Annotated in this window: 23 protein-coding genes and 1 other annotated feature; of the genes, 15 read left to right on the forward strand and 8 right to left on the reverse strand. The window is 56.4% G+C overall.

Features of this window, described 5'->3' with window-relative positions; translation table 11 throughout:
• Positions 1-12: 12 nt before the first annotated feature.
• A complete protein-coding gene (locus BFV67_RS03100) occupies positions 13-1,014 on the reverse strand; it encodes a zinc-binding alcohol dehydrogenase family protein (protein WP_069597859.1) in 1,002 nt (333 codons plus the stop codon).
• A 108-nt stretch (positions 1,015-1,122) separates the two neighbouring features.
• Between BFV67_RS03100 and BFV67_RS03105 the strand changes: the two genes are divergently transcribed.
• Positions 1,123-2,022: a LysR family transcriptional regulator gene (locus BFV67_RS03105; protein WP_047747960.1), complete on the forward strand. Its 900-nt coding sequence runs from the start codon at positions 1,123-1,125 to the stop codon at positions 2,020-2,022.
• Positions 2,023-2,114: 92 nt separating this feature from the next.
• Here the strand turns inward: BFV67_RS03105 and ettA are convergent, their stop codons facing one another.
• A complete protein-coding gene (ettA, locus tag BFV67_RS03110; protein ID WP_028015858.1) occupies positions 2,115-3,782 on the reverse strand; it encodes an energy-dependent translational throttle protein EttA in 1,668 nt (555 codons plus the stop codon).
• A gap of 227 nt (positions 3,783-4,009) precedes the next feature.
• Here ettA and sltY point away from each other — a divergent pair, with 227 nt between their 5' ends.
• Positions 4,010-5,947, forward strand: a complete 1,938-nt coding sequence (gene sltY, locus BFV67_RS03115; RefSeq protein WP_058657703.1) for a murein transglycosylase — start codon at positions 4,010-4,012, stop codon at positions 5,945-5,947.
• Positions 5,948-6,002: 55 nt separating this feature from the next.
• A complete protein-coding gene (gene trpR / locus BFV67_RS03120) occupies positions 6,003-6,329 on the forward strand; it encodes a trp operon repressor (RefSeq protein ID WP_021240574.1) in 327 nt (108 codons plus the stop codon).
• On the opposite strand, the gene yjjX is transcribed toward trpR, so the two are convergent.
• On the reverse strand, positions 6,326-6,841 hold the full coding sequence (yjjX, locus tag BFV67_RS03125) for an inosine/xanthosine triphosphatase (RefSeq protein WP_008502058.1): 516 nt from the start codon (positions 6,839-6,841) through the stop codon (positions 6,326-6,328). The two genes, trpR and yjjX, sit on opposite strands and share 4 nt — an antisense overlap.
• A gap of 50 nt (positions 6,842-6,891) precedes the next feature.
• Between yjjX and gpmB the strand changes: the two genes are divergently transcribed.
• Entirely contained in the window at positions 6,892-7,539 is a 648-nt protein-coding gene (gene gpmB / locus BFV67_RS03130) for a 2,3-diphosphoglycerate-dependent phosphoglycerate mutase GpmB (RefSeq protein ID WP_008502057.1), read from the forward strand.
• Here the strand turns inward: gpmB and robA are convergent.
• Positions 7,536-8,405: an MDR efflux pump AcrAB transcriptional activator RobA gene (gene robA, locus BFV67_RS03135; protein WP_008502056.1), complete on the reverse strand. Its 870-nt coding sequence runs from the start codon at positions 8,403-8,405 to the stop codon at positions 7,536-7,538. The two genes, gpmB and robA, sit on opposite strands and share 4 nt — an antisense overlap.
• 211 nt (positions 8,406-8,616) lie before the next feature.
• On the opposite strand from robA, the gene creA reads away from it, so the two are divergent.
• Entirely contained in the window at positions 8,617-9,090 is a 474-nt protein-coding gene (gene creA / locus BFV67_RS03140; RefSeq protein ID WP_023293322.1) for a protein CreA, read from the forward strand.
• A 46-nt stretch (positions 9,091-9,136) separates the two neighbouring features.
• Here creA and arcA read toward each other — a convergent pair whose 3' ends face one another.
• Positions 9,137-9,853: a two-component system response regulator ArcA gene (arcA, locus tag BFV67_RS03145; protein ID WP_003856501.1), complete on the reverse strand. Its 717-nt coding sequence runs from the start codon at positions 9,851-9,853 to the stop codon at positions 9,137-9,139.
• A 95-nt stretch (positions 9,854-9,948) separates the two neighbouring features.
• Between arcA and yjjY the strand changes: the two genes are divergently transcribed.
• From yjjY to BFV67_RS03170, 7 genes are all read left to right on the forward strand, one after another.
• Positions 9,949-10,089 carry a YjjY family protein gene (gene yjjY, locus BFV67_RS24100; protein ID WP_085928893.1) on the forward strand — a complete coding sequence of 47 codons (141 nt, stop codon included), beginning with the start codon at positions 9,949-9,951 and terminating at the stop codon, positions 10,087-10,089.
• Positions 10,090-10,488: 399 nt separating this feature from the next.
• Positions 10,489-11,175, forward strand: a complete 687-nt coding sequence (locus tag BFV67_RS03150; RefSeq protein ID WP_069597860.1) for a tRNA/rRNA methyltransferase — start codon at positions 10,489-10,491, stop codon at positions 11,173-11,175.
• Between the two features lie 211 nt (positions 11,176-11,386).
• Complete coding sequence (gene thrL / locus BFV67_RS23125; RefSeq protein ID WP_015572623.1) at positions 11,387-11,455, forward strand: thr operon leader peptide; 69 nt, start codon at positions 11,387-11,389, stop codon at positions 11,453-11,455.
• Positions 11,394-11,511 (forward strand) — a sequence feature (Thr leader region). (Overlaps the previous gene by 62 nt.)
• Before the next feature lie 24 nt (positions 11,512-11,535).
• The gene (thrA, locus tag BFV67_RS03155) at positions 11,536-13,998 is read left to right on the forward strand and encodes a bifunctional aspartate kinase/homoserine dehydrogenase I (protein ID WP_069597861.1); all 2,463 of its coding nucleotides are present in this window, start codon (positions 11,536-11,538) and stop codon (positions 13,996-13,998) included.
• Position 13,999: 1 nt separating this feature from the next.
• A complete protein-coding gene (gene thrB, locus BFV67_RS03160; RefSeq protein WP_021240567.1) occupies positions 14,000-14,929 on the forward strand; it encodes a homoserine kinase in 930 nt (309 codons plus the stop codon).
• Between the two features lie 3 nt (positions 14,930-14,932).
• Entirely contained in the window at positions 14,933-16,219 is a 1,287-nt protein-coding gene (gene thrC / locus BFV67_RS03165; protein WP_023326668.1) for a threonine synthase, read from the forward strand.
• Between the two features lie 308 nt (positions 16,220-16,527).
• Positions 16,528-16,809 (forward strand): DUF2502 domain-containing protein, encoded by a 282-nt coding sequence (locus BFV67_RS03170; RefSeq protein ID WP_023293318.1) that lies wholly within the window; start codon positions 16,528-16,530, stop codon positions 16,807-16,809.
• A 32-nt stretch (positions 16,810-16,841) separates the two neighbouring features.
• On the opposite strand, the gene yaaA is transcribed toward BFV67_RS03170, so the two are convergent.
• Entirely contained in the window at positions 16,842-17,615 is a 774-nt protein-coding gene (yaaA, locus tag BFV67_RS03175) for a peroxide stress protein YaaA (RefSeq protein ID WP_008502047.1), read from the reverse strand.
• Between the two features lie 66 nt (positions 17,616-17,681).
• A complete protein-coding gene (locus BFV67_RS03180; protein WP_021240561.1) occupies positions 17,682-19,112 on the reverse strand; it encodes an alanine/glycine:cation symporter family protein in 1,431 nt (476 codons plus the stop codon).
• A gap of 262 nt (positions 19,113-19,374) precedes the next feature.
• Here BFV67_RS03180 and tal point away from each other — a divergent pair, with 262 nt between their 5' ends.
• The 3 genes from tal (at position 19,375) to BFV67_RS03195 (ending at position 22,471) form a co-directional block, all read left to right on the forward strand.
• Positions 19,375-20,328 (forward strand): transaldolase, encoded by a 954-nt coding sequence (gene tal / locus BFV67_RS03185; RefSeq protein ID WP_008502045.1) that lies wholly within the window; start codon positions 19,375-19,377, stop codon positions 20,326-20,328.
• A gap of 110 nt (positions 20,329-20,438) precedes the next feature.
• Positions 20,439-21,026 carry a molybdopterin adenylyltransferase gene (gene mog / locus BFV67_RS03190; protein ID WP_008502044.1) on the forward strand — a complete coding sequence of 196 codons (588 nt, stop codon included), beginning with the start codon at positions 20,439-20,441 and terminating at the stop codon, positions 21,024-21,026.
• 122 nt (positions 21,027-21,148) lie between these two features.
• Entirely contained in the window at positions 21,149-22,471 is a 1,323-nt protein-coding gene (locus BFV67_RS03195; RefSeq protein ID WP_025912146.1) for an MFS transporter, read from the forward strand.
• Here BFV67_RS03195 and satP read toward each other — a convergent pair.
• Positions 22,448-23,014, reverse strand: a complete 567-nt coding sequence (gene satP / locus BFV67_RS03200) for an acetate uptake transporter (protein WP_008502042.1) — start codon at positions 23,012-23,014, stop codon at positions 22,448-22,450. The genes BFV67_RS03195 and satP overlap by 24 nt on opposite strands.
• Positions 23,015-23,166 lie beyond the last annotated feature (152 nt).

The following is a 23,166-nucleotide window of genomic DNA, read 5'->3' on the forward strand; positions in this document are numbered from 1 at the left end:
GAATCAGTCCACTCAGAACTCAACCACCACTTTCCCACGCATATGCCCGTCCAGCACCTTGCGGTGCGCCTCGGTAATGCTTTCCACGCTCAGCCCGTGCAGCGTTTCACTCAGTGAGCTTTCCACCACGCCGTTATCCACCAGCTTCGCCACCTCATTGAGGATCTCACCCTGACGCGCCATATCAGCGGTCTGGTACATGCTGCGGGTGTACATAAATTCCCAGTGCAGGGCGGCGGATTTGGACTTCAGCTTGTCCTGGTTCAGCGGGTGTTCATTCTCCACGATGGAACAGATATGCCCCTGCGGTGCAATCAGGTCGCTGACCGCATCCCAGTGCCCGTCGGTGTCGTTGAGGATGAAAATGTAATCCACAAAGGTCAGCCCGTGCTTCGCCAGTTCGCCTTTCAGATCGCGGTAGTTCACCACCACATCTGCACCGCGATCGCGGCACCACCGGGCGGAATCTTCTCGGGACGCGGTTGCGATCACCTTTACCTTGCTGTTGTGCTTCGCAAACGGGATCGCCAGCGATCCCACCCCGCCCGCACCGCCGACGATCAGCAGGGTTTTGTCCGCACCGGCGTCCTGAATGTTCAGCCGTTCAAACAGGCCTTCCCACGCGGTGAGCGCGGTCAACGGCAGCGCGGCGGCAGCCGCCCAGCCGAGGCTTGACGGTTTGTGCCCGACAATGCGTGCATCGATCAGCTGATGCGTAGCGTTGCTGCCCGGACGGGTGATGTCGCCTGCGTACCACACTTCATCTCCCGGTTTGAATCCGGTGACGCCAGCCCCAACGGCTTTGACGATTCCGCTGGCATCCCAACCCAGCACGCGCGGCTCGTTCAGCCCGTTCTTAGCAATGCCCGCGTGGACTTTGGTATCGACCGGGTTAACGGAGACGGCTTTCACCTCCACCAGCAGATCGTGCTCGCCGGGCTGCGGCATCGGTGGAGTGATTTCAATGAAAGTAGAGGGATTTTCAGGGTTAACGGCGATGGCTTTAACTGACATGGTGTGCTCCTCAATGGCATGCGTTTTGTTGAGGCTAGTCTATTAAGTGGCCATCTGCGTGATAAGATGGACAATTAAGAACTCAGCGTTCGTACAGGATGAACAATCATGTTTAAACAGCTGCAGGATATGGCGCTATTCGCGCTGGTGGCCGAGATGGGCAGCTTTACCGCGGCAGCCCAGAAGGCGGAGCTGCCAAAATCCAGCGTAAGCCAGCGGATTAGCCAGCTGGAGCAGCAGGTGGGCATTCGCCTGCTTAACCGCACCACACGCAGGCTGAACCTGACGTTTGCGGGCGAGCACTATCTGGTGCACTGCCGTGAAATGCTGGCGGCCAGCGAGCGGGCGGAGTACGCCATCCAGCGCCTGCGCGAAAACCCCAGCGGGCGGCTGCGCATCACCTGCCCGGCGGGGATTGGCGCGACGCTGCTGGCGCATATGAATGCCGAGTTCCAGCTTCGCTATCCCGAGGTTTCGCTGGACGTGTCGATCTCTGATGACGTGGTGGATCTGGTCGAGGCCGGCTTTGACGTGGCGCTGCGTACCGGCAAGCCGCAGGACTCCTCCCTGATTGGCCGCATGATCGGGCACTGCCCGCGCTACATGCTGGCCTCGCCGGACTATCTGGCGCGCCGTGGGCCGCTAACGCATCCCCGTCAGCTGGTGGAGCACCGCAGCATTACGCATCGGGCGTGGTCAGAGTGGCTTCTGCGAAGCGAGAGCGAGGATTACCGCTACCTGCCGGATAACGCGCACATGACCGATAACCTGGTATACGCCCGCGAATGTGCGATTGCCGGTGCGGGGATTACGCTCCTTCCGGCTTTTTTGCTGGAAGATAAGGTCGAGAAAGGGGCGCTGGTTCAGGTGCTGCCGGAATGGAATGTTGAAGGCAACGACCTCTGGCTGGCCTACCCGAGCCGCAAGCTGAATTCGCCCGCGCTGATGAGCTATATCGAGTTTGCGATGCAGTTTGACGAGGTGAAGCGGTATTACGTGGGCAAATAAAAAAGCCGGGTGGCGCTCACGCTTACCCGGCCTACAAACTGCGCAGTACCGTAGGCCGGGTAAGGCGAAGCCGCCACCCGGCACTCAGGCACTTATTTCGCAATACGCTTGTACTTAATACGCTTCGGCTCCAGCGCGTCGGCGCCCAGCGTGCGTTTCTTGTACTCTTCGTATTCGGTGAAGTTACCTTCGAAGAACTCCACCTTACCTTCATCCTGGTAGTCCAGAATGTGGGTCGCGATACGGTCCAGGAACCAGCGGTCGTGCGAGATAACCATCGCGCAGCCCGGGAATTCCAGCAGGGCGTTTTCCAGCGCGCGCAGGGTTTCGATATCCAGGTCGTTTGTTGGTTCATCGAGCAGCAGAACGTTACCGCCCACCTGCAGCAGCTTCGCCAGATGCAGACGACCGCGCTCACCGCCGGACAGCTCGCCCACGCGTTTGCCCTGGTCGGTGCCTTTGAAGTTAAAGCGGCCAACGTAGGCGCGGCTTGGCATCTCGGTGTTGCCGATACGCATGATATCCAGACCGCCGGAGACTTCTTCCCACACGGTTTTGCTGTTATCCATCGCGTCGCGGAACTGGTCAACGGAGGCCAGCTTCACGGTCTCACCCAGGGTGATAGAGCCGCTGTCTGGCTGTTCCTGACCGGACATCATGCGGAACAGGGTCGATTTACCCGCGCCGTTCGGACCGATGATGCCCACGATAGCGCCTTTCGGTACGGAGAAGGTCAGATCGTCGATCAGCACGCGGTCGCCGTAGGACTTACGCAGGTTGGTCACTTCAACCACTTTATCCCCCAGACGAGCTCCAGGTGGAATAAACAGTTCGTTGGTTTCGTTACGTTTCTGGTATTCGGTGTTGTTCAGCTCTTCAAAGCGTGCCAGACGGGCTTTGCCCTTAGACTGACGGCCTTTTGTGCCCTGACGCACCCACTCCAGCTCTTTCTCGATAGACTTACGGCGCGCCGCTTCCTGAGACGCTTCCTGAGCCAGACGCTGATCTTTCTGCTCCAGCCAGGAGGAGTAGTTGCCTTCCCACGGAATACCTTCACCGCGGTCCAGCTCCAGGATCCAGCCGGCGACGTTGTCGAGGAAGTAACGGTCGTGGGTAATCGCCACAACGGTGCCTTCGAAGTCGTGCAGGAAGCGCTCCAGCCACGCCACGGATTCCGCATCCAGGTGGTTAGTCGGTTCGTCGAGCAGCAGCATGTCTGGTTTTTCCAGCAGCAGGCGGCACAGCGCCACGCGGCGGCGTTCACCACCGGAGAGGTTCGCGATTTTTGCATCCCAGTCCGGCAGACGCAGGGCATCCGCCGCGCGCTCCAGCTGCACGTTCAGGTTGTGACCGTCGTGCGCCTGGATGATCTCTTCATACTTGCCCTGCTGTGCGGCCAGCTTGTCGAAGTCCGCATCCGGTTCGGCATATTTGGCATACACTTCATCCAGACCTTTCAGGGCGTTAACCACTTCGGACACCGCTTCTTCAACGGATTCGCGAACGGTGTGTTCCGGGTTCAGCTGAGGTTCCTGCGGCAGGTAGCCAATCTTGATGCCAGGCTGCGGACGGGCTTCACCTTCGATGTCTGTATCAATGCCGGCCATGATGCGCAGCAGGGTGGACTTACCGGCACCGTTGAGACCCAGAACACCGATTTTTGCGCCCGGGAAGAAGCTCAGCGAGATATTTTTAAGAATATGACGTTTCGGCGGGACAACTTTGCCGACACGATGCATGGTATAAACGAATTGAGCCACGTTGGACTTCGCCTCTTTTATCGTAATGAGAAGGAATTTCAGCCTCGAAGTGTAGCCTTTTTCCCGCCCTAATCCCAGCCAGGAACGTCGGGAGTGTTAAAACGCGCAAGAAAGGTAAAAAAGTGTCCATGACGTGGCGCGTTGCAGGATGCCTGGTTAGCATAAGTTAATGAGACTTTGACGTGGCAAGACGCTGCAATTGACGAAAAAACAATGAGGAAGAGCTTGTGGAAAAAGCCAAACGGGTGGTCTGGCGTCTGCTGGCTGCCAGCGTATGCGTAATGGCGGTAAGCCAGGCGGTGCATGCCGATTCACTGGATGAACAACGTAACCGGTATGCCCAGATTAAGCAGGCATGGGACAACAAGCAGATGGATACCGTGCAGGCGCTGATGCCGACGCTCAAGGATTATCCGCTGTATCCGTATCTGGAGTATCGTCAAATTACGGACGATCTCATGAACCAGCCCACCGTTACCGTGAATAACTTCATTCAGGCGAACCCGACCCTGCCGCCTGCCCGAAATCTCCAGTCTCGATTTGTGAACGAACTGGCGCGACGCGAAGACTGGCGCGGACTGCTGGCGTTTAGCCCTGAAAAGCCGAATACCACCGAAGCGCAGTGTAACTACTACTACGCGAAATGGGCGACCGGCCAGCAGGAAGAGGCCTGGGCCGGGGCGAAAGAGCTCTGGCTGACCGGGAAAAACCAGCCGAACGCCTGTGATTCCCTGTTCGGCGCGTGGCGTGCTTCCGGCAAGCAGGATCCGCTGTCCTACCTCGAGCGTATCCGCCTGGCGATGAAAGCCGGTAATACGCGTCTGGTGACTGCGCTGGCGGGGCAGATGCCGTCCGATTACCAGACGATTTCCACGGCAGTTATCTCGCTGGCAAACGATCCCAACAGCGTCCTGACCTTTGCCCGCAGTACGGGCGCGACCGATTTTACCCGCCAGATGGCGGCGGTGGCTTTTGCCAGCGTGGCGCGTGACGATGTGGAAAACGCGCGGCTGATGATCCCGCAGCTGGTGCAGGCGCAGCAGCTTAATGAGGAGCAAACGCAGGAGCTGCGCGATATCGTGGCGTGGCGACTGATGGGCACCGATGTGACCGACGAGCAGGCGCGCTGGCGAGACGATGCGATTATGCGTTCGAACTCCACGTCGCTGGTGGAACGCCGCGTGCGAATGGCGCTGGGTACGGGCGACCGTCGTGGGCTCAATACCTGGCTCGCCCGGTTGCCTATGGAGGCCAAAGAGAAAGATGAATGGCGTTACTGGCAGGCCGATCTGCTGCTGGAGCGCGGTCGTGATGATGAGGCCAAAGAAATTCTTCATACGCTGATGCAGCAGCGCGGGTTCTACCCGATGGCGGCCGCGCAGCGCCTGGGCGAGGAGTACACCTTCCGCATCGATAAAGCGCCCGCTAACGCGAATCCGGCGCTGACCCAGGGGCCAGAAATGGCGCGCGTTCGCGAGCTGATGTACTGGAATATGGACAACACCGCGCGCAGCGAGTGGGCGAATCTGGTGACCAGCCGCACCACCGATGAAAAAGCTCAGCTTGCCCGCTATGCGTTTGATAACCACTGGTGGGATCTGAGCGTGCAGGCGACGATCGCCGGTAAGCTGTGGGATCATCTCGAAGAGCGTTTCCCGCTGGCTTACAAGGATCTGTTCGATCGCTACACCAGCGGCAAAGATATCCCGCAAAGTTACGCGATGGCGATTGCCCGTCAGGAAAGCGCCTGGAACCCGAAAGTCCGTTCCCCGGTGGGTGCCAGCGGCCTGATGCAGATCATGCCGGGCACGGCGACGCACACGGTGAAGATGTTTAACATCCCTGGATACAGTAGCCCGTCACAGCTTCTCGATCCGGATACCAACATCAACATCGGTACCAGCTACCTGCAGTATGTGTACCAGCAGTTCGGCAATAACCGTATCTTCGCGTCGGCGGCATACAACGCGGGACCGGGTCGCGTGCGCACCTGGCTCGGCAACAGCGCCGGACGCATCGACGCCGTTGCGTTTGTCGAGAGCATCCCGTTCTCGGAAACGCGCGGCTACGTGAAGAACGTGCTGGCTTATGACGCCTACTATCGCTACTTCATGGGGCAGAAAGATACCCTGATGAGCGATGCCGAGTGGCAGAGACGTTACTGATCGGCGTGGGTTGTGTTATGCTGTACTCGCTAAAGAGTACAAGAGGCAGCATAACATGACCCAGCATTCCCCGTATTCCTCGGCAATGGCCGAACAACGTCATCAGGAGTGGCTTCGTTTTGTGGAGCTGCTTCGCCAGTCTTACGAGCAGGATTTGCATTTACCCCTGATGCAGCTAATGCTCACGCCAGACGAGCGTGAGGCGCTGGGCACGCGCGTGCGGATCATTGAAGAGCTGCTGCGCGGCGAGATGAGCCAGCGCGAGCTGAAAAATGAGCTCGGCGCGGGCATTGCGACGATTACCCGCGGATCGAACAGCCTGAAGTCGGCGCCCGTTGAGCTGCGCCAGTGGCTGGAAGCGGTGTTGTTGAAAAACGCCTAACGATAGATCGCGTTATGGAACGGGCTTAACGCCAGGATCACCGCCTGATGGTAAACGCCTGAACGCGTCAGCGCGCCGGCGGTAAAGACGCCAATCGCCCCTTCTTTACGGCCAATCTCATCAATGCCGGTGTACTGCGACATCACCGGCCCAAGCGCTTCACCCGCACGCACTTTTTCCAGAATGATCTCCGGCAGGGGCAGGGTGGCCGAACGCGCTTCGCCGCGCTGTTCACGGCTTTCGATCACCACCCAGCTAAAGGTTGCGCCTTCGTCGATACCGGCTTCAATCGCCACCCAAAAGTCCGCATCCGGGGCCGCAGCCCTGGCATTTGCCACGCGATTTCGTGCGCCAGCGCGCGTTTCCTCGCTGCCAAACGGCTGTTCAGGAACGCCACTCTCGACGCCGATGGCCTCAATATGGCAGGATCCTGCGCCGAAGATCTCGTCAAATGCCCTTAGAATTGCCTGAATTTTGGCAGGATTAGTGGTAGCAGAGACAACATGGTGCATAATTAAGCTCGATTCAAAAAAAACTCATCGCAGTATAACGGAAAAAAAGCATGTTACAGGTATACCTTGTTCGCCACGGTGAAACGCAGTGGAACGCCGAGCGACGTATTCAAGGCCAGTCAGACAGTCCTCTCACTGAGAAGGGTGTGCAGCAAGCGTGGCAGGTGGCAGAGCGTGCCAGAACGCTGGGCATTACCCACGTGATTACCAGCGACTTAGGTCGCACACAGCAGACGGCGCGCATCATCGCAGACGCCTGCGGCTGTGACGTCATGCTTGAGCCGCGCCTGCGCGAGCTGGATATGGGCGTGCTGGAAAAACGGCATATCGATACGCTGACGGAAACGGAAGAGGGCTGGCGCCGCACGCTGGTAAACGGTACCGAAGATGGCCGTATTCCTGAGGGCGAATCCATGCAGGAGCTCAGCGTACGTATGCATGCCGCCCTGGCGGAATGCCTGAAGCTCCCGGCAGGAAGCCGTCCGCTGCTGGTGAGTCATGGGATTGCGTTGGGATGCCTGGTGAGCACCATTCTGGGACTACCGGCTTACGCTGAGCGCCGTTTGCGTCTGCGCAACTGCTCTATTTCCCGAATTGATTATCAGGAGAGCGCGTGGCTGGCGTCAGGCTGGGTGGTGGAGATGGCAGGGGACATTTCGCATCTTGATGCCCCTGCGCTTGACGAACTGCAGCGTTAACGACGTATCGGAATCAAGAATTCCATACGCAGATTGATGGGGCCTTCTTCCGGTTTGGCATCCTGCGCCGGGTAGTAGCGCTCAATGTCCTGACCTTTACGGCGATTCAGATTCAGCATCGGCATGCAGGTTCCGTAAACGGTCAGGATGAACTCCTGAACGCCCGTTCCCAGCCCTTCATAGGCGAACATCACATATTCACCGCCTTCCAGCACGACAGGTTTTGAACCCTGAATGTAGCCATTGGCCATCTCTGGCGTCAGCGCGGTGGTGTAGAACACCTCCTGCTCGTCGTCCTTTTCCTGGCTTGGGTGCGTTTCGTTGAGACCATACAGAATAGGCGGGATCGCCGGTGCGTGGCTCAGGAAGTCGCGCCAGAACTGGACGCGCATCTGATGACGGAACTCGGAAATCTGCTCCAGCGAACAGGAGTAGCTCTGCGTCGTGCCGATCAGATGGGTTTCCGGCAGGGTAATAATTTCATACTTCGGCATCGCGAACTCGCCCAGACGCAGCGGCGGACGCATGCCAAACGAGCTCCAGTCAGGCGAGCGACGATACAGCGCTGGCGTCAACGAGAACTGTTTTTTAAAGGCGCGGGTGAAGGTCTGCTGCGAATCGAAACGATATTGCAGGGCGATATCCAGAATCGGGCGCGCGGTCAGGCGCAGAGCCACAGCAGATTTCGATAAACGACGTGCGCGAATATAGGCCCCGATAGCATGACCGGTGACATCCTTGAACATCCTTTGCAGATGCCACTTGGAATAGCCTGCTTTAGCCGCCACATTATCCAGTGACAAAGGCTGGTCGAGATGACCTTCCAGCCAGGTGAGCAGGTCGCGAATAATTCCAGCCTGATCCATATACTATCCTCATCCTTAAAACAGCAGGTGCCTGATAACAGGTTAGCGGATAATAGCATTTTTTGATGTTTTAGCATTCAGTGTTTTTTTTGCGCTTTCATGCTTTTTGTAGGGCATTATGGGTAAATATATTCTAATCCTGTGATCTTGCTACATTTTTGTCTAAAGTGTTGAATAATCGCTCAGTGTAATTTTAAAGAATGGTAACAATATGAAATACAAGACTTTGCTCTTCACCGCGCTGATGTTGATGGCCGGGCGCGTCGCACAGGCGGAACAGATTGGTTCTGTCGACACCGTGTTCAAAATGTTTGGCCCGGACCACAAAATCGTGGTGGAGGCGTTTGACGATCCGGACGTGAAAAACGTCACCTGCTATGTCAGCCGTGCGAAAACGGGCGGTATCAAGGGCGGTCTGGGGCTGGCGGAAGACACCTCCGATGCGGCGATCTCCTGTCAGCAGGTGGGCCCGGTTGAATTGAGCGATAAAATTAAAAACGGCAAAGCGCAGGGCGACGTGGTATTCCAGAAACGAACCTCGCTGGTGTTCAAAAAGCTGCAGGTTGTGCGTTTCTATGATGCCAAACGCAATACGCTGGCTTACCTGGCCTATTCCGATAAAGTGGTAGAAGGTTCACCGAAAAACGCGATCAGCGCGGTGCCGATTATGCCGTGGCGGGAATAAAAAAAACGGCGCAAATGCGCCGTTTTTTATTGCGTTAACTGCGGGATTACTCCTGCAGGTCACCGCAGAAACGGTACCCTTCGCCGTGGATCGTGGCGATGATTTCCGGCGTATCTGGCGTAGATTCGAAGTGCTTACGAATACGACGGATGGTGACGTCTACGGTACGGTCGTGCGGCTTCAGCTCACGGCCGGTCATTTTCTTCAGCAGCTCTGCACGGGACTGGATCTTGCCCGGGTTTTCGCAGAAGTGCAGCATCGCGCGGAATTCACTGCGCGGCAGTTTATACTGCTCGCCGTTCGGGCTAATCAGCGAACGGCTATTGATATCAAGTTCCCAGCCGTTGAATTTGTAGCTATCGACGCTACGACGCTCTTCGCTGACCGTGCCCAGGTTCATGGTGCGGGACAGCAGGTTGCGTGCACGAATGGTTAACTCGCGAGGGTTGAACGGCTTGGTGATGTAATCATCCGCACCGATTTCCAGGCCAAGAATTTTATCAACTTCGTTGTCACGGCCCGTCAGGAACATTAACGCGACGTTCGCCTGCTCGCGCAGTTCGCGCGCCAGAAGAAGACCGTTTTTGCCCGGCAGGTTAATATCCATGATCACCAGGTTGATATCATTTTCAGAAAGGATCTGATGCATCTCTGCGCCATCGGTCGCTTCAAAGACATCGTAGCCTTCTGCTTCGAAAATGCTCTTTAACGTGTTGCGTGTTACCAACTCGTCTTCAACGATAAGAATGTGCGGGGTCTGCATGTTTGCTACCTAAATTGCCAACTAAATCGAAACAGGAAGTACAAAAGTCCCTGACCTGCCTGATGCATGTCGCAAATTAACATGATCGGCTTAACGTGACTAAAGTACGTAATTGCGTTCTTGATGCACTTTCCATCAACGTCAACAACATCATTAGCTTGGTCTTGGGTACTTTCCCTTTGGACCCGACAGTGTCAAAAACGGCTGTCATCCTAACCATTTTAACAGCAACATAACAGGCTAAGTGACACCAGACACCCAATAAAACTACGCTTCGTTGACATATATCAAGTTCAATTGTAGCACGTTAACAGTTTGATGAAATCATCGTAGCCGAATGCTAGCCTTTGTCACAATTTTTCAATAAACCAACTAGTTGCGGACATTGATTTATAAACGAAGCGAATCCAATCAGAATAGAGTATTCATGTTACTATTATCATTATAAAACATAGGGATAATAGTGTTCTGTTAACATTCTAACTGATTGTTCAGACACAGAATAGTTTAGCGTTTTTAATTTGTTATGAAACGCTATTTCGGTGATTTGTGTTGCAATTTTGTAAATTCGCGCTGCGTAATATGTTGAAGTGCATCACATTTTTACCGGCTAACTGATTAAAAAGAGAGCATAAATGCATCTGTCGATTGTACTGGTTGCACCAGCCAGAGCAGAAAATATAGGCGCAGCGGCGCGTGCGATGAAGACCATGGGTTTTACCGATTTACGTATTGTGGACAGCACGGCCCATCTGGAGCCAGCCGCCCGGTGGGTGGCGCACGGTTCGGGAGATATTCTCGATAATATAACCACTTACGCTACGCTTGCCGACGCGCTGCATGACATTTCGTTTACCGTTGCAACCACCGCGCGCAGCCGGGCGAAGTTCCACTATTACGCCACGCCTGCTGAACTGGTACCCATGCTCGAAGAGAAAAGCCAGTGGCTGGAGAAAGCCGCGCTGGTATTTGGACGTGAAGATTCCGGATTAACCAACGAAGAGCTGGAATTGGCGGACGTTCTTACCGGTGCGACGATGGTGGCCGATTATCCTTCCCTGAATTTGGGCCAGGCGGTCATGGTCTATTGCTATCAATTAGCCTCCCTAATGCAAATCCCTCAACCTCAGCCAGAAGCGGCAAATGAAAATCAGCTGGCCGCGCTGCGAACTCGCGTGCAGGGGCTGTTATCGAGCCTTGGCGTCGCGGACGATCAGAAAATGGCCGACTGGCTGCAGCAGCGTCTTGGTCGTCTTGAGCAACGGGACACCGCCATGTTGCACCGTTTGCTGCACGATATTGAAAAAAAATTTACCGAGTAAAATACTGCCATAAGTTTTTATTATGGCGAATAAGTCTGTCTGAACGGGTTGCGTTTGGGGGAATTGGATGAAAATAAAGCGGCACGCAGCGGGACCTGAGAGTCTCCCAAAATGTGATCAAATTAAAAATCCATTGACTTAAGGGGCCCGATCCTTTAACCCTAAAAGAATACAGCACAGACAGATAATAATGACAGAGTACACAACATCCATGAAACGCATCAGCATCACCACCATTACCACAACCATCATCATTACCACAGGTAACGATGCGGGCTGACGCGTACAGGAAAAACAGAAAAAAGCCCGCACCTGAACAGTGCGGGCTTTTTTTTCGGCTAAAGGAAACGAGGTAGAACCATGCGAGTGTTGAAGTTTGGCGGTACATCAGTGGCAAATGCAGAACGTTTTCTGCGTGTTGCCGATATCCTGGAAAGCAACGCCAGGCAGGGGCAGGTTGCGACCGTGCTCTCTGCCCCGGCAAAAATCACGAACCATCTGGTGGCGATGATTGAAAAAACCATCGGTGGCCAGGATGCACTTCCGAACATCAGCGACGCAGAGCGTATCTTCTCTGACTTACTGCAAGGCCTGGCAGAAGCGCTGCCTGGCTTCCCGCATGCGCAACTGAAGTCTTTTGTTGAACAAGAATTCGCGCAAATTAAACATGTCCTGCACGGCATCAGCCTTCTCGGCCAGTGCCCGGACAGCATCAATGCAGCGCTGATTTGTCGCGGTGAAAAACTCTCTATTGCCATCATGGCCGGCGTGCTGGAAGCGCGCGGCCATAGCGTGACCGTGATCGATCCCGTTGAAAAACTGCTGGCGGTGGGCCACTACCTCGAATCCACCGTTGATATTGCCGAATCAACCCGCCGTATCGCCGCCAGCAAAATTCCCGCTGACCACATGATCCTGATGGCAGGCTTCACCGCCGGTAACGAGAAGGGCGAGCTGGTGGTGCTGGGCCGTAACGGTTCCGACTACTCCGCCGCCGTGCTGGCCGCCTGTTTACGCGCGGACTGTTGTGAGATCTGGACTGATGTTGACGGCGTGTATACCTGCGATCCGCGCCAGGTACCGGACGCCAGGCTGCTGAAGTCGATGTCGTACCAGGAAGCGATGGAGCTTTCCTACTTCGGCGCCAAAGTACTTCACCCGCGTACCATCTCCCCGATTGCCCAGTTCCAGATCCCTTGCCTGATTAAAAACACCGGTAACCCGCAGGCGCCGGGTACGCTGATTGGCGCGAGTACCGATGAGGACGGACTGCCGGTGAAAGGCATCTCCAACCTGAACAACATGGCGATGTTCAGCGTCTCAGGTCCGGGGATGAAAGGGATGGTCGGCATGGCGGCACGCGTGTTTGCGGCCATGTCCCGCAACGGTATTTCGGTGGTGCTGATCACCCAGTCTTCCTCCGAGTACAGCATCAGCTTCTGCGTGCCGCAGGCTGACTGCCTTCGCGCCCGCCGCGCGCTGGAGGAAGAGTTCTATCTGGAGCTGAAAGAAGAATTGCTGGAGCCGCTCGCGATTCAGGAGCGTCTGGCGATCATCTCCGTGGTGGGCGACGGTATGCGCACCCTGCGCGGTATCTCCGCCAAATTCTTTGCCGCGCTGGCGCGCGCCAATATCAATATCGTGGCGATTGCCCAGGGCTCGTCAGAGCGTTCAATTTCTGTTGTTGTGGATAACGACGATGCCACTACCGGCGTTCGTGTGGTTCACCAGATGCTGTTCAACACCGATCAGGTTATCGAGCTGTTCCTGATTGGCGTGGGCGGCGTCGGCGGTGCGCTGCTGGAGCAGGTGAAGCGTCAGCAGGAATGGCTTAAGAAGAAACACATCGACCTGCGCGTCTGCGGGATCGCGAATTCCAGAGCGCTGCTGACCAACGTCCACGGCCTGAACCTGGAAAACTGGCAGGCCGAGATGAATGAGGCAAAAGAGCCGTTCAACCTGGGTCGGCTGATCCGTCTGGTAAAAGAGTATCATCTGCTTAACCCGGTGATCGTTGACTGTACTTCGAACCAGGCGGTGGCCGACCAGTACGCGGACTTCCTGCGCGAAGGTTTCCACGTGGTGACGCCGAACAAAAAGGCCAACACCTCGTCGATGGATTACTATCACCAGCTGCGTCTGGCGGCGAGCAAGTCGCGCCGCAAGTTCCTCTACGACACCAACGTGGGGGCAGGCCTGCCGGTTATCGAGAACCTGCAGAACCTGCTTAACGCGGGCGATGAGCTGCAGCGTTTCTCCGGCATTCTCTCCGGATCGCTGTCGTTTATCTTCGGCAAGCTGGACGAAGGAATGAGCCTCTCGGAGGCCACCCGCGCCGCGCGCGAGCTGGGCTATACCGAGCCGGATCCGCGTGACGATCTTTCCGGCATGGACGTGGCGCGCAAGCTGCTGATCCTCGCGCGCGAAACGGGCCGTGAGCTTGAGCTTTCCGATATTGTGATTGAACCTGTTCTGCCGGCAGAATTTGACAGCAGCGGCGATGTCGGCGCCTTTATGGCCAGGCTGCCGCAGCTTGACGACGCGTTTGCCGCCCGCGTGGCGAAAGCCCGTGATGAAGGTAAGGTATTGCGCTATGTTGGCAACATTGAAGAAGATGGCGTGTGCCGGGTGAAGATTGCCGAAGTGGATGGCAACGATCCGCTGTACAAAGTCAAAAACGGCGAAAACGCCCTCGCGTTTTACAGCCACTATTATCAGCCACTGCCGCTGGTGCTTCGCGGCTATGGCGCAGGGAACGACGTTACGGCGGCGGGTGTCTTTGCCGATCTGCTGCGTACCCTGTCATGGAAGTTAGGAGTTTAACATGGTCAAAGTTTATGCCCCGGCTTCCAGCGCGAATATGAGCGTCGGATTTGACGTGCTGGGTGCGGCGGTGACGCCGGTAGACGGTTCGCTGCTGGGCGATACGGTGACGGTGGAAGCGGCAGACAGCTTCAGCCTGAATAACGTAGGCCGCTTCGCCAGCAAACTGCCGTCTGAGCCACGCGAGAATATCGTCTATCAGTGCTGGGAGCGTTTCTGTCAGGAGATCGGTAAAAACGTGCCGGTTGCCATGACGCTGGAAAAAAGTATGCCGATTGGCTCCGGGCTGGGTTCCAGCGCCTGCTCGGTGGTCGCCGCGCTGGTGGCGATGAACGAGCACTGCGGCAAGCCGCTGAACAACAACCGCCTGCTTGCCTTAATGGGCGAGCTGGAAGGGCGTATCTCCGGCAGCATTCATTATGACAACGTCGCGCCATGCTTCCTCGGCGGCATGCAGCTGATGATCGAAGAAAATGGCATCATCAGCCAGCAGGTGCCAGGGTTTGATGAGTGGCTGTGGGTGCTGGCCTATCCGGGTATCAAGGTATCAACCGCGGAAGCGCGTGCGATCCTGCCTGCGCAGTATCGCCGTCAGGACTGTATCGCCCACGGGCGTCATCTGGCGGGCTTTATCCACGCCTGCTACACCCGTCAGCCGCAGCTGGCGGCCAAACTGATGAAGGACGTCATTGCCGAGCCGTACCGCACGAAGCTGCTGCCCGGCTTTAACGAGGCGCGACAGGCGTCCATGGATATCGGCGCGCAGGCGTGCGGCATCTCCGGCTCCGGCCCGACGCTGTTCGCCCTGTGCGACAAGCCTGACACTGCGCAGCGCGTGGCGGACTGGCTCTCTAAACACTACCTGCAAAATCAGGAAGGCTTTGTTCATATTTGCCGTCTGGACACGGCTGGCGCACGAGTACTGGGATAATTAATGAAACTCTACAACCTTAAAGATCATAACGAGCAGGTCAGCTTCGCGCAGGCGGTGACTCAGGGACTGGGCAAAAATCAGGGGCTGTTTTTCCCGCATGACCTGCCGGAATTCCAGTTGACCGAGATTGATGACCTGCTGAAGCAGGATTTTGTCACCCGCAGCACCAAAATTTTGTCCGCGTTTATCGGCGATGAAATTCCGCAGGAGCTGCTGGAAGAGCGCGTACGCGCGGCATTCGCGTTCCCGGCGCCGGTTCAGCAGGTTGAGCCTGATGTTGGCTGCCTGGAGCTGTTCCACGGTCCGACGCTGGCGTTCAAAGACTTCGGCGGCCGCTTTATGGCGCAGATGCTGACCCACATCAGTGGCGACAAGCCGGTGACCATCCTGACCGCGACCTCCGGGGATACCGGCGCGGCGGTCGCCCACGCGTTCTACGGCCTGAAAAACGTCCGCGTGGTGATCCTCTATCCGAAAGGTAAAATCAGCCCGCTGCAGGAGAAACTGTTCTGCACCCTCGGCGGCAACATTGAAACCGTGGCAATTGACGGTGATTTCGATGCCTGCCAGGCGCTGGTCAAGCAGGCCTTCGACGACGAAGAGCTGAAGGTGGCGCTGGGTCTGAACTCCGCCAACTCCATCAACATCAGCCGTCTGCTGGCGCAGATCTGCTACTACTTCGAAGCGGTGGCGCAACTGCCGCAGGAAGCGCGCAACCAACTGGTGATCTCCGTGCCGAGCGGTAACTTCGGTGACCTGACGGCGGGCCTGCTGGCAAAATCCCTGGGTCTGCCGGTGAAACGCTTTATCGCCGCCACCAACGCCAACGACACCGTGCCGCGTTTCCTGAAGGACGGAAAATGGGCACCGAACGCGACTCAGGCCACGCTCTCCAATGCGATGGATGTGTCTCAGCCGAACAACTGGCCGCGCGTGGAAGAGCTGTTCCGCCGTAAGATCTGGCGTCTGGGTGACCTGGGCTATGCTGCGGTGACGGATGAGACCACCAAATCCACCATGCGCGAGCTGAAGGCGGTGGGGTATACCTCTGAACCGCACGCGGCGATTGCTTACCGCGCGCTGCGCGATCAGCTTAATCCGGGTGAATACGGCCTGTTCCTGGGAACCGCACATCCGGCGAAGTTCAAAGAGAGCGTGGAGGCGATCCTGGGCGAAACGCTGCCGCTGCCGAAAGAACTGGCCGAGCGTGCCGACCTGCCGCTGCTGTCCCATGAGCTGCCGGCGGACTTTGCGGCGCTGCGTAAGCTGATGATGACCCGCGCGTGATTTTTGTCGGGTGCGGCTACGCCTTACCCGACCTACAACTGATGATGACGCGTGCGTGATTGTGTTGCCCGGTGGCGGCTTCGCCTTACCGGGCCTACCAAGATGAACAAATCGTAGGCCGGGTAAGCGAAGCGCCACCCGGCTTTTTTTGTGAAGAAATTAAGGAGAAAAATAGCAGGGAAAAAGCAGAAATTCTCAATAAATGCGGTCACTTAGCGTTTAGGATTGCAGAGAATAACATCCCCCGTTCCCCTCGCGTACTCTCCTTACAACGGCCCACGTTGGGCAACGATAATAAGGAGTCACCGATGTCAAAACTGAAACCTGCGCTGATTGCGCTTTCACTGATGCTGGTCGCTCCCATGGCGGTTCAGGCATCTGAAATTACCCTCGTACCTGCGGTCAAACTGCAGATTGGCGACCGGGATAATAACGGGCACTACTGGGACGGTGGCCGCTGGCGCGACCATGACTGGTGGAAGGCGCATTATGACTGGCGCGATAACCGCTGGCGTCCTCACGATGAGCATCGCGAGCGTGACCATCATCATGACGATCATCGTCCAGGTCCGGACTGGAAACACCACTAATGCAAAACCCCGCCAGCCGGCGGGGTTTGTTTTTACTGCTCGTGGCGCTTAAACACCAGTTCGCCTTTCCCTGACGACGCCTCGTCAAAGAAATAGCCTTCGCTGTTGAAGGCGGTCAGCTGCTCCGGCTTCGTCAGGCGGTTCTGAATGATGTAGCGGCTCATCAGACCGCGCGCTTTCTTGGCGTAGAAGCTGATCACTTTGAACTTGCCGTTCTTCTCGTCGAGGAACACCGGCTTGATGATGTCGGCATCCAGCTTTTTCGGCTTCACCGACTTGTAGTATTCATCGGACGCCAGGTTAATCACCACGTTATCGCCCTGCGCGCGCAGCGCCGCATTCAGCTTATCGGTGATGATATCGCCCCAGAAATGGTACAGGTCTTTGCCTTTGGCATTCTCAAGACGAATCCCCATCTCCAGACGATAAGGCTGCATCAGATCCAGCGGGCGCAGTACGCCGTACAGGCCCGACAGCATGCGCAGATGCTGCTGGGCAAAATCAAAATCGGCTTCGCTAAAATCTTCCGCCTGCAGGCCGGTGTACACATCGCCTTTAAACGCCAGAATCGCCTGGCGAGCGTTAGCCGGGGTGAAATCCGGGTGCCACTCGTGAAAGCGGGTCGCGTTCAAATCGGCCAGCTTGTCGCTGATGCTCATCAGCGAGGCGATTTGCGGCGCTGAGAGCTTACGCGCTTCGCGGATCAGCTGTTGCGAGTAGTCCAGCAGTTCAGGCTGGGTATAGCGTTCGGTGGCGAGCGGGCTCTGGTAGTCGAGCGTTTTTGCAGGTGAAATCAGAATCAGCATATCCAGTCCTTGCAGGAAATTTAGAGCGACTTTAGCAAAAAATCGCCCTGAATTGATCGATAGCTGTTATTGCCGCGGCAAATCATCCCACGTGCCGGGGGCAAGCTGCGCCTTGATATCGGGATAGCGGGCGGGATCAAATACCGGCGGAACGCCGAGTTTGCGCTGACGCAGATAGTCTCTGGCAATCAGGGTCACCACGGGCGAGAGCAGCAGGATCGCCGTGAGGTTAGTGATTGCCATCAGCGCCATAATGATATCGGCCAGCTGCCAGACCAGCGGCATACTGAGCAGGGAGCCTGCTACCACCATCAGGATAACCCCAAGACGCAGGGTTCCGATCGCGGCGCGGGAGTCGAGCTTCAGGAAAATAAGGTTATTTTCGGCGTAGAGGTAATTCACCACAATCGAGCTGAAGGCAAACAAGATCAGGATGAGAGAGACAAATCCGGCTCCCCAGCCGCCGGTCAGGGTCACCAGCGCCTGCTGGAGAAGCTGTATCCCGACGGTTCCCGACGCGTGGGGGACGGGGCCTGCCAGCAGCAAAATCATGGCGCTGGCGGAACAGATAATAATGGTATCGGTAAAGACGCCAATCATCTGCACAATGCCTTGTGCGGCCGGGTGTGGCGGCCAGGAAGAGGCGGCGGCTGCCGCATTGGGGGTTGACCCCATACCGGCTTCATTGGAGAACATGCCCCGCTGAAAACCCGCCATCAGCGCCTGGCTGAAGGTGTAGCCCAGCGCGCCGGATGCCACTTCGCGCCAGCCAAAGGCGCTTTTGACGATGGTGGCAAGCACGCCCGGCACCTGGTCGAGATGCAGTGCGGCGACGAACAGGCTCGCGGCAACCCAGAGCAGCGCCATAATGGGCACCAGCCACTGCATCAGGCGAGCGATACCCTTGAGACCGAATGAAATGGTAAGCAGAACGATCGAAGCTAAAGCGAGACCCGCGAGCCACTCGGGGCAGGAGAAGGCATAGCGCATGGCATGGGCGACCGAGTTCGCCTGGACGGTATTAAAAATAAGACCGTACGCGAGCAGTAAAAAAAGCGAGAACAGGACGCCCATCCAGCGCATCCCCAGGCCACGCGCCATGTACCAGGCTGGACCACCGCGAAACTGGCCGCGCTTATCTTTCTCTTTGTAGAGTTGCGCAAGCGAACTTTCGGCAAAGGAGGTGGCCATACCGAGAAGTGCCGTCATCCACATCCAGAAGACCGCGCCTGGCCCACCGGCGCTGATGGCCAGTGCTACCCCCGCCAGATTCCCGCTGCCCAGGCGTGCCGCAAGGCTGGTACAGAGCGCCTGAAACGACGTTAATCCGCCCGGCTGGGGCGTGACGCTGTTTTTCAGACTTCTGCCAAACTTGCGAATATAGCGAAACTGGATAAACCCACTGCGTAGCGTAAACCAAATACCTGCTCCCAGAAGCAGGTAAATCATTATCGAACCCCAGAGGACTTCGTTAATAAAGAAAAAGAAATCAGGCATTAACGTCCCTCTTGTTGATGCCAACGTGAATATGTAAGCGCTACCACTGATTGGGCATGCTGTTGCTTAGCAGCCTGTTAATATTCTGAGTTTATCATACTCTGCCTAAGCGCACTGTCTGCGGTTGCGCTACCCCTCCGTCGTGTTATCATCAGGGCAGACCGGTTACATCCCCCTAACAAGTAAACCTGTCATTTTTCCGCTGCAGGCATGCTGTCGGTAGCGTGAATTATCCAGGGCACGTTAAAAGAGAAACACTATCATGACGGATAAATTGACCTCCCTTCGTCAGTTCACCACTGTCGTAGCTGACACCGGAGATATCGCGGCAATGAAGCTGTACCAGCCGCAGGATGCCACAACCAACCCTTCTCTGATCCTTAACGCCGCACAGATCCCTGAGTATCGCAAACTGATTGACGAGGCTGTGACCTGGGCGAAAGCGCAGAGCAACGACCGCGCGCAGCAGGTTGTGGACGCTACTGATAAACTGGCCGTGAACATCGGTCTGGAGATCCTGAAACTGGTTCCGGGCCGTATCTCTACCGAAGTAGACGCACGTCTCTCCTACGACACCGAAGCGTCTATCGCGAAAGCAAAACGTCTGATCAAACTGTACAACGATGCGGGCATCAGCAACGATCGTATCCTGATCAAACTGGCTTCTACCTGGCAGGGTATCCGCGCGGCAGAGCAGCTGGAAAAAGAGGGTATCAACTGTAACCTGACCCTGCTGTTCTCCTTCGCACAGGCGCGTGCATGTGCAGAAGCCGGCGTATACCTGATTTCTCCGTTCGTGGGCCGTATTCTGGACTGGTACAAAGCCAACACCGATAAGAAAGAGTACGCACCGGCTGAAGATCCAGGCGTGATTTCTGTGACTGAAATCTACGAATACTACAAACAGCATGGCTATGAGACTGTGGTTATGGGCGCAAGCTTCCGTAACGTCGGTGAAATCATCGAGCTGGCTGGCTGTGACCGCCTGACCATCGCGCCAGCGCTGCTGAAAGAGCTGGCAGAAAGCGAAGGCACCCTGGAGCGTAAACTGTCTTACACCGGTGAAGTGAAAGCACGCCCAGAGCGCATCACTGAATCCGAGTTCCTGTGGCAGCACAACCAGGATCCAATGGCGGTAGACAAGCTGGCGGACGGTATCCGTAAGTTTGCTGTTGACCAGGAAAAACTGGAAAAAATGATCGGCGACCTGCTGTAATCATTCCGCGTGACCGGGCTCCCGGTCACGCGACTGCTTTCGTACCCTGTCTGAATTTCCTCTCTGCGTGTATCATTCCCTTTAATCAGTACTCTTTGAATGGAATGGATATGAATACCTTACGCATCGGCTTAGTGTCGATTTCTGACCGCGCCTCCAGCGGTGTTTACCAGGATAAAGGCATCCCCGCTCTGGAAGCGTGGCTGGCCAGTGCACTGACTACCCCGTTTGAGATCCAGACTCGCCTTATTCCCGACGAACAGCCGATTATCGAGCAGACCCTGTGTGAGCTGGTGGATGAGATGAGCTGTCACCTGGTGTTAACCACCGGCGGAACCGGGCCCGCGCGCCGTGATGTGACGCCGGACGCGACGTTGGCGATTGCCGATCGTGAAATGCCGGGCTTCGGCGAACAGATGCGCCAGATCAGTCTACACTTTGTCCCGACGGCCATTCTTTCCCGCCAGGTAGGGGTGATCCGCAAGCAGGCGTTGATTCTGAACCTCCCGGGGCAGCCGAAGTCGATCAAAGAGACGCTGGAAGGGCTAAAAGCGGAAGACGGCAGCGTCATCGTTCACGGCATCTTTGCAAGTGTACCGTATTGTATACAGCTGCTTGACGGCCCGTATGTCGAAACTGATGAGAAAGTGGTAGCAGCTTTTCGTCCTAAAAACGCGCGTCGCGAAACAATCTCCTGAAATTAATCAATATGTGACATAAGCTGAAGCGGCGATAGCGTGGTAACGGTTTTACGGTATAGTAATTTTTTCTTTACGATTGCTGTAAAAATAAATCCACAATACACGCATAATGGTTCGCTATGTCACATAACACCCGACCTCTGAATCGACAGGACTATAAAACCCTCACGCTCGCGGCCTTAGGCGGTGCGCTGGAGTTTTACGATTTCATTATCTTCGTCTTCTTCGCTGCCGTAGTGGGGGAGCTCTTCTTCCCGGCAGATATACCGGAGTGGCTGCGTCAGGTGCAAACCTTCGGCATTTTTGCTGCCGGGTATCTGGCGCGTCCGCTGGGCGGCATTATCATGGCCCACTTTGGCGATCTGGTCGGGCGTAAAAAGATGTTTACCCTCAGCATCCTGCTGATGGCGGTACCCACGCTGGCCATTGGTCTGCTGCCCACCTATGCCTCGATGGGCATTCTCGCGCCGTTGCTGCTGTTGCTGATGCGCGTGCTTCAGGGCGCGGCGATTGGCGGTGAAGTGCCGGGCGCGTGGGTGTTTGTCGCAGAGCATGTTCCGGCGCGCCGCATTGGTATCGCCTGCGGAACCTTAACCGCGGGGCTGACCATCGGGATCCTGCTCGGCTCGGTGGTCGCCACCATTGTGAATACCAGCATGACGCAGCAGGCCGTACACGACTGGGGCTGGCGTATTCCGTTCCTGCTGGGCGGGGCGTTTGGCCTGGTGGCGATGTACCTGCGCCGCTGGCTGCAGGAGACACCGATTTTCCTGGAGATGCAGCAGCGTAAAGCGCTGGCGCAGGAGCTGCCGGTGAAGGCGGTTGTGGTACGTCATAAAAAGGCGGTGGTGGTGTCGATGCTGCTCACCTGGCTACTCTCGGCCGGGATTGTGGTGGTGATATTGATGTCTCCGGTGTGGCTGCAAAAGCAGTACGGTTTCGCCCCAGCCGTGACGCTACAGGCGAACAGTATCGCGACAATCATGCTCTGCTTTGGCTGCCTGGCCGCCGGGCTGGCGGCAGATCGTTTCGGGGCCAGCGTTACCTTTATTGTCGGCAGCCTGCTACTGGCCGCATCAAGCTGGGCGTTTTACCATCTGGCAGGCAGCCATCCTGAACAGCTGTTCCTGCTGTACGGCGTGGTAGGGCTGTGCGTGGGCGTTGTCGGCGCGGTGCCTTACGTCATGGTGCGCGCGTTCCCGCCGGAGGTTCGCTTCACCGGGATCTCATTTTCCTACAACGTGTCGTATGCCATTTTCGGTGGGCTGACGCCGATTGCGGTGACGGTCCTGATGAGCGTCTCTCCCATGGCTCCGGCCTGGTACGTGCTGGCGCTGTCGGTGATGGGGCTGGTATTGGGATTTTGGCTTCGTCAGGCGGGGGGATGTCGTGCCCGCGAGGCGGGCACGACAGAGGGATCAGTGTTTTTCACCAATCGGTAGCACTGTGCGGTCAAACTGCTCGTTCAGCACTTCACCCATTGCCAGGTAGATAGCGCTTGCACCGCAAACCAGACCAATCCAGCCGGCAACGTGAACGATGCCTTCGTTATCCACCAGGTGACCGATTGCCAGCAGGGCAAACAGCACGGTCAGGCTCAGGAAGACGAACTGCAGCATGCGGTTGCCTTTCAGGGTACCGAAGAACATGAACAGGGTGAAGACGCCCCACAGGCCCAGGTAGACGCCCAGGAAGTGGGCGTTTGCCGCGTCTGCCATGCCCATTTTAGGCAGCAGCAGAATGGCGACCAGGGTCAGCCAGAAAGAACCGTAAGAGGTGAAGGCGGTTAAGCCGAAGGTATTGCCTTTCTTATATTCCAGCAGGCCCGCAAAGATTTGCGCGATACCGCCATAAAAAATGCCCATCGCCAGGATGATGCCATCCATCGGGAACATCCCGATATTGTGCAGGTTCAGCAGAATAGTGGTCATGCCAAAACCCATCAGGCCCAGCGGAGCCGGATTAGCCAACTTAGTGTTGCCCATAAGTCCTCAAAAAAATCATCATTAATATGGTGAAATGGTTAAACCCGCGTCAGTTCTCCCTGACGGGGCGCGGCATCATAATGGGCGCAATCGATGGCGTCTATGATCTCATCAGGGTGAAATTAAAATTTTTTTTATGCTTGCCCCTTGAT

It is taken from the genome of Enterobacter roggenkampii (assembly GCF_001729805.1).
GTDB lineage: Bacteria > Pseudomonadota > Gammaproteobacteria > Enterobacterales > Enterobacteriaceae > Enterobacter > Enterobacter roggenkampii.

Bases quoted from the DNA above. Each gene is read 5' to 3' on its own strand.
- BFV67_RS03100 (WP_069597859.1), bottom strand. From the start codon at position 1,014: ATGTCAGTTAAAGCCATCGCCGTTAACCCTGAAAATCCCTCTACTTTC.
- BFV67_RS03105 (WP_047747960.1), top strand. From the start codon at position 1,123: ATGTTTAAACAGCTGCAGGATATGGCGCTATTCGCGCTGGTGGCCGAG.
- trpR (WP_021240574.1), top strand. From the start codon at position 6,003: ATGACCCAGCATTCCCCGTATTCCTCGGCAATGGCCGAACAACGTCAT.
- yjjX (WP_008502058.1), bottom strand. From the start codon at position 6,841: ATGCACCATGTTGTCTCTGCTACCACTAATCCTGCCAAAATTCAGGCA.
- gpmB (WP_008502057.1), top strand. From the start codon at position 6,892: ATGTTACAGGTATACCTTGTTCGCCACGGTGAAACGCAGTGGAACGCC.
- robA (WP_008502056.1), bottom strand. From the start codon at position 8,405: ATGGATCAGGCTGGAATTATTCGCGACCTGCTCACCTGGCTGGAAGGT.
- creA (WP_023293322.1), top strand. From the start codon at position 8,617: ATGAAATACAAGACTTTGCTCTTCACCGCGCTGATGTTGATGGCCGGG.
- arcA (WP_003856501.1), bottom strand. From the start codon at position 9,853: ATGCAGACCCCGCACATTCTTATCGTTGAAGACGAGTTGGTAACACGC.
- BFV67_RS03150 (WP_069597860.1), top strand. From the start codon at position 10,489: ATGCATCTGTCGATTGTACTGGTTGCACCAGCCAGAGCAGAAAATATA.
- thrA (WP_069597861.1), top strand. From the start codon at position 11,536: ATGCGAGTGTTGAAGTTTGGCGGTACATCAGTGGCAAATGCAGAACGT.
- thrB (WP_021240567.1), top strand. From the start codon at position 14,000: ATGGTCAAAGTTTATGCCCCGGCTTCCAGCGCGAATATGAGCGTCGGA.
- thrC (WP_023326668.1), top strand. From the start codon at position 14,933: ATGAAACTCTACAACCTTAAAGATCATAACGAGCAGGTCAGCTTCGCG.
- BFV67_RS03170 (WP_023293318.1), top strand. From the start codon at position 16,528: ATGTCAAAACTGAAACCTGCGCTGATTGCGCTTTCACTGATGCTGGTC.
- yaaA (WP_008502047.1), bottom strand. From the start codon at position 17,615: ATGCTGATTCTGATTTCACCTGCAAAAACGCTCGACTACCAGAGCCCG.
- BFV67_RS03180 (WP_021240561.1), bottom strand. From the start codon at position 19,112: ATGCCTGATTTCTTTTTCTTTATTAACGAAGTCCTCTGGGGTTCGATA.
- tal (WP_008502045.1), top strand. From the start codon at position 19,375: ATGACGGATAAATTGACCTCCCTTCGTCAGTTCACCACTGTCGTAGCT.
- mog (WP_008502044.1), top strand. From the start codon at position 20,439: ATGAATACCTTACGCATCGGCTTAGTGTCGATTTCTGACCGCGCCTCC.
- BFV67_RS03195 (WP_025912146.1), top strand. From the start codon at position 21,149: ATGTCACATAACACCCGACCTCTGAATCGACAGGACTATAAAACCCTC.
- satP (WP_008502042.1), bottom strand. From the start codon at position 23,014: ATGGGCAACACTAAGTTGGCTAATCCGGCTCCGCTGGGCCTGATGGGT.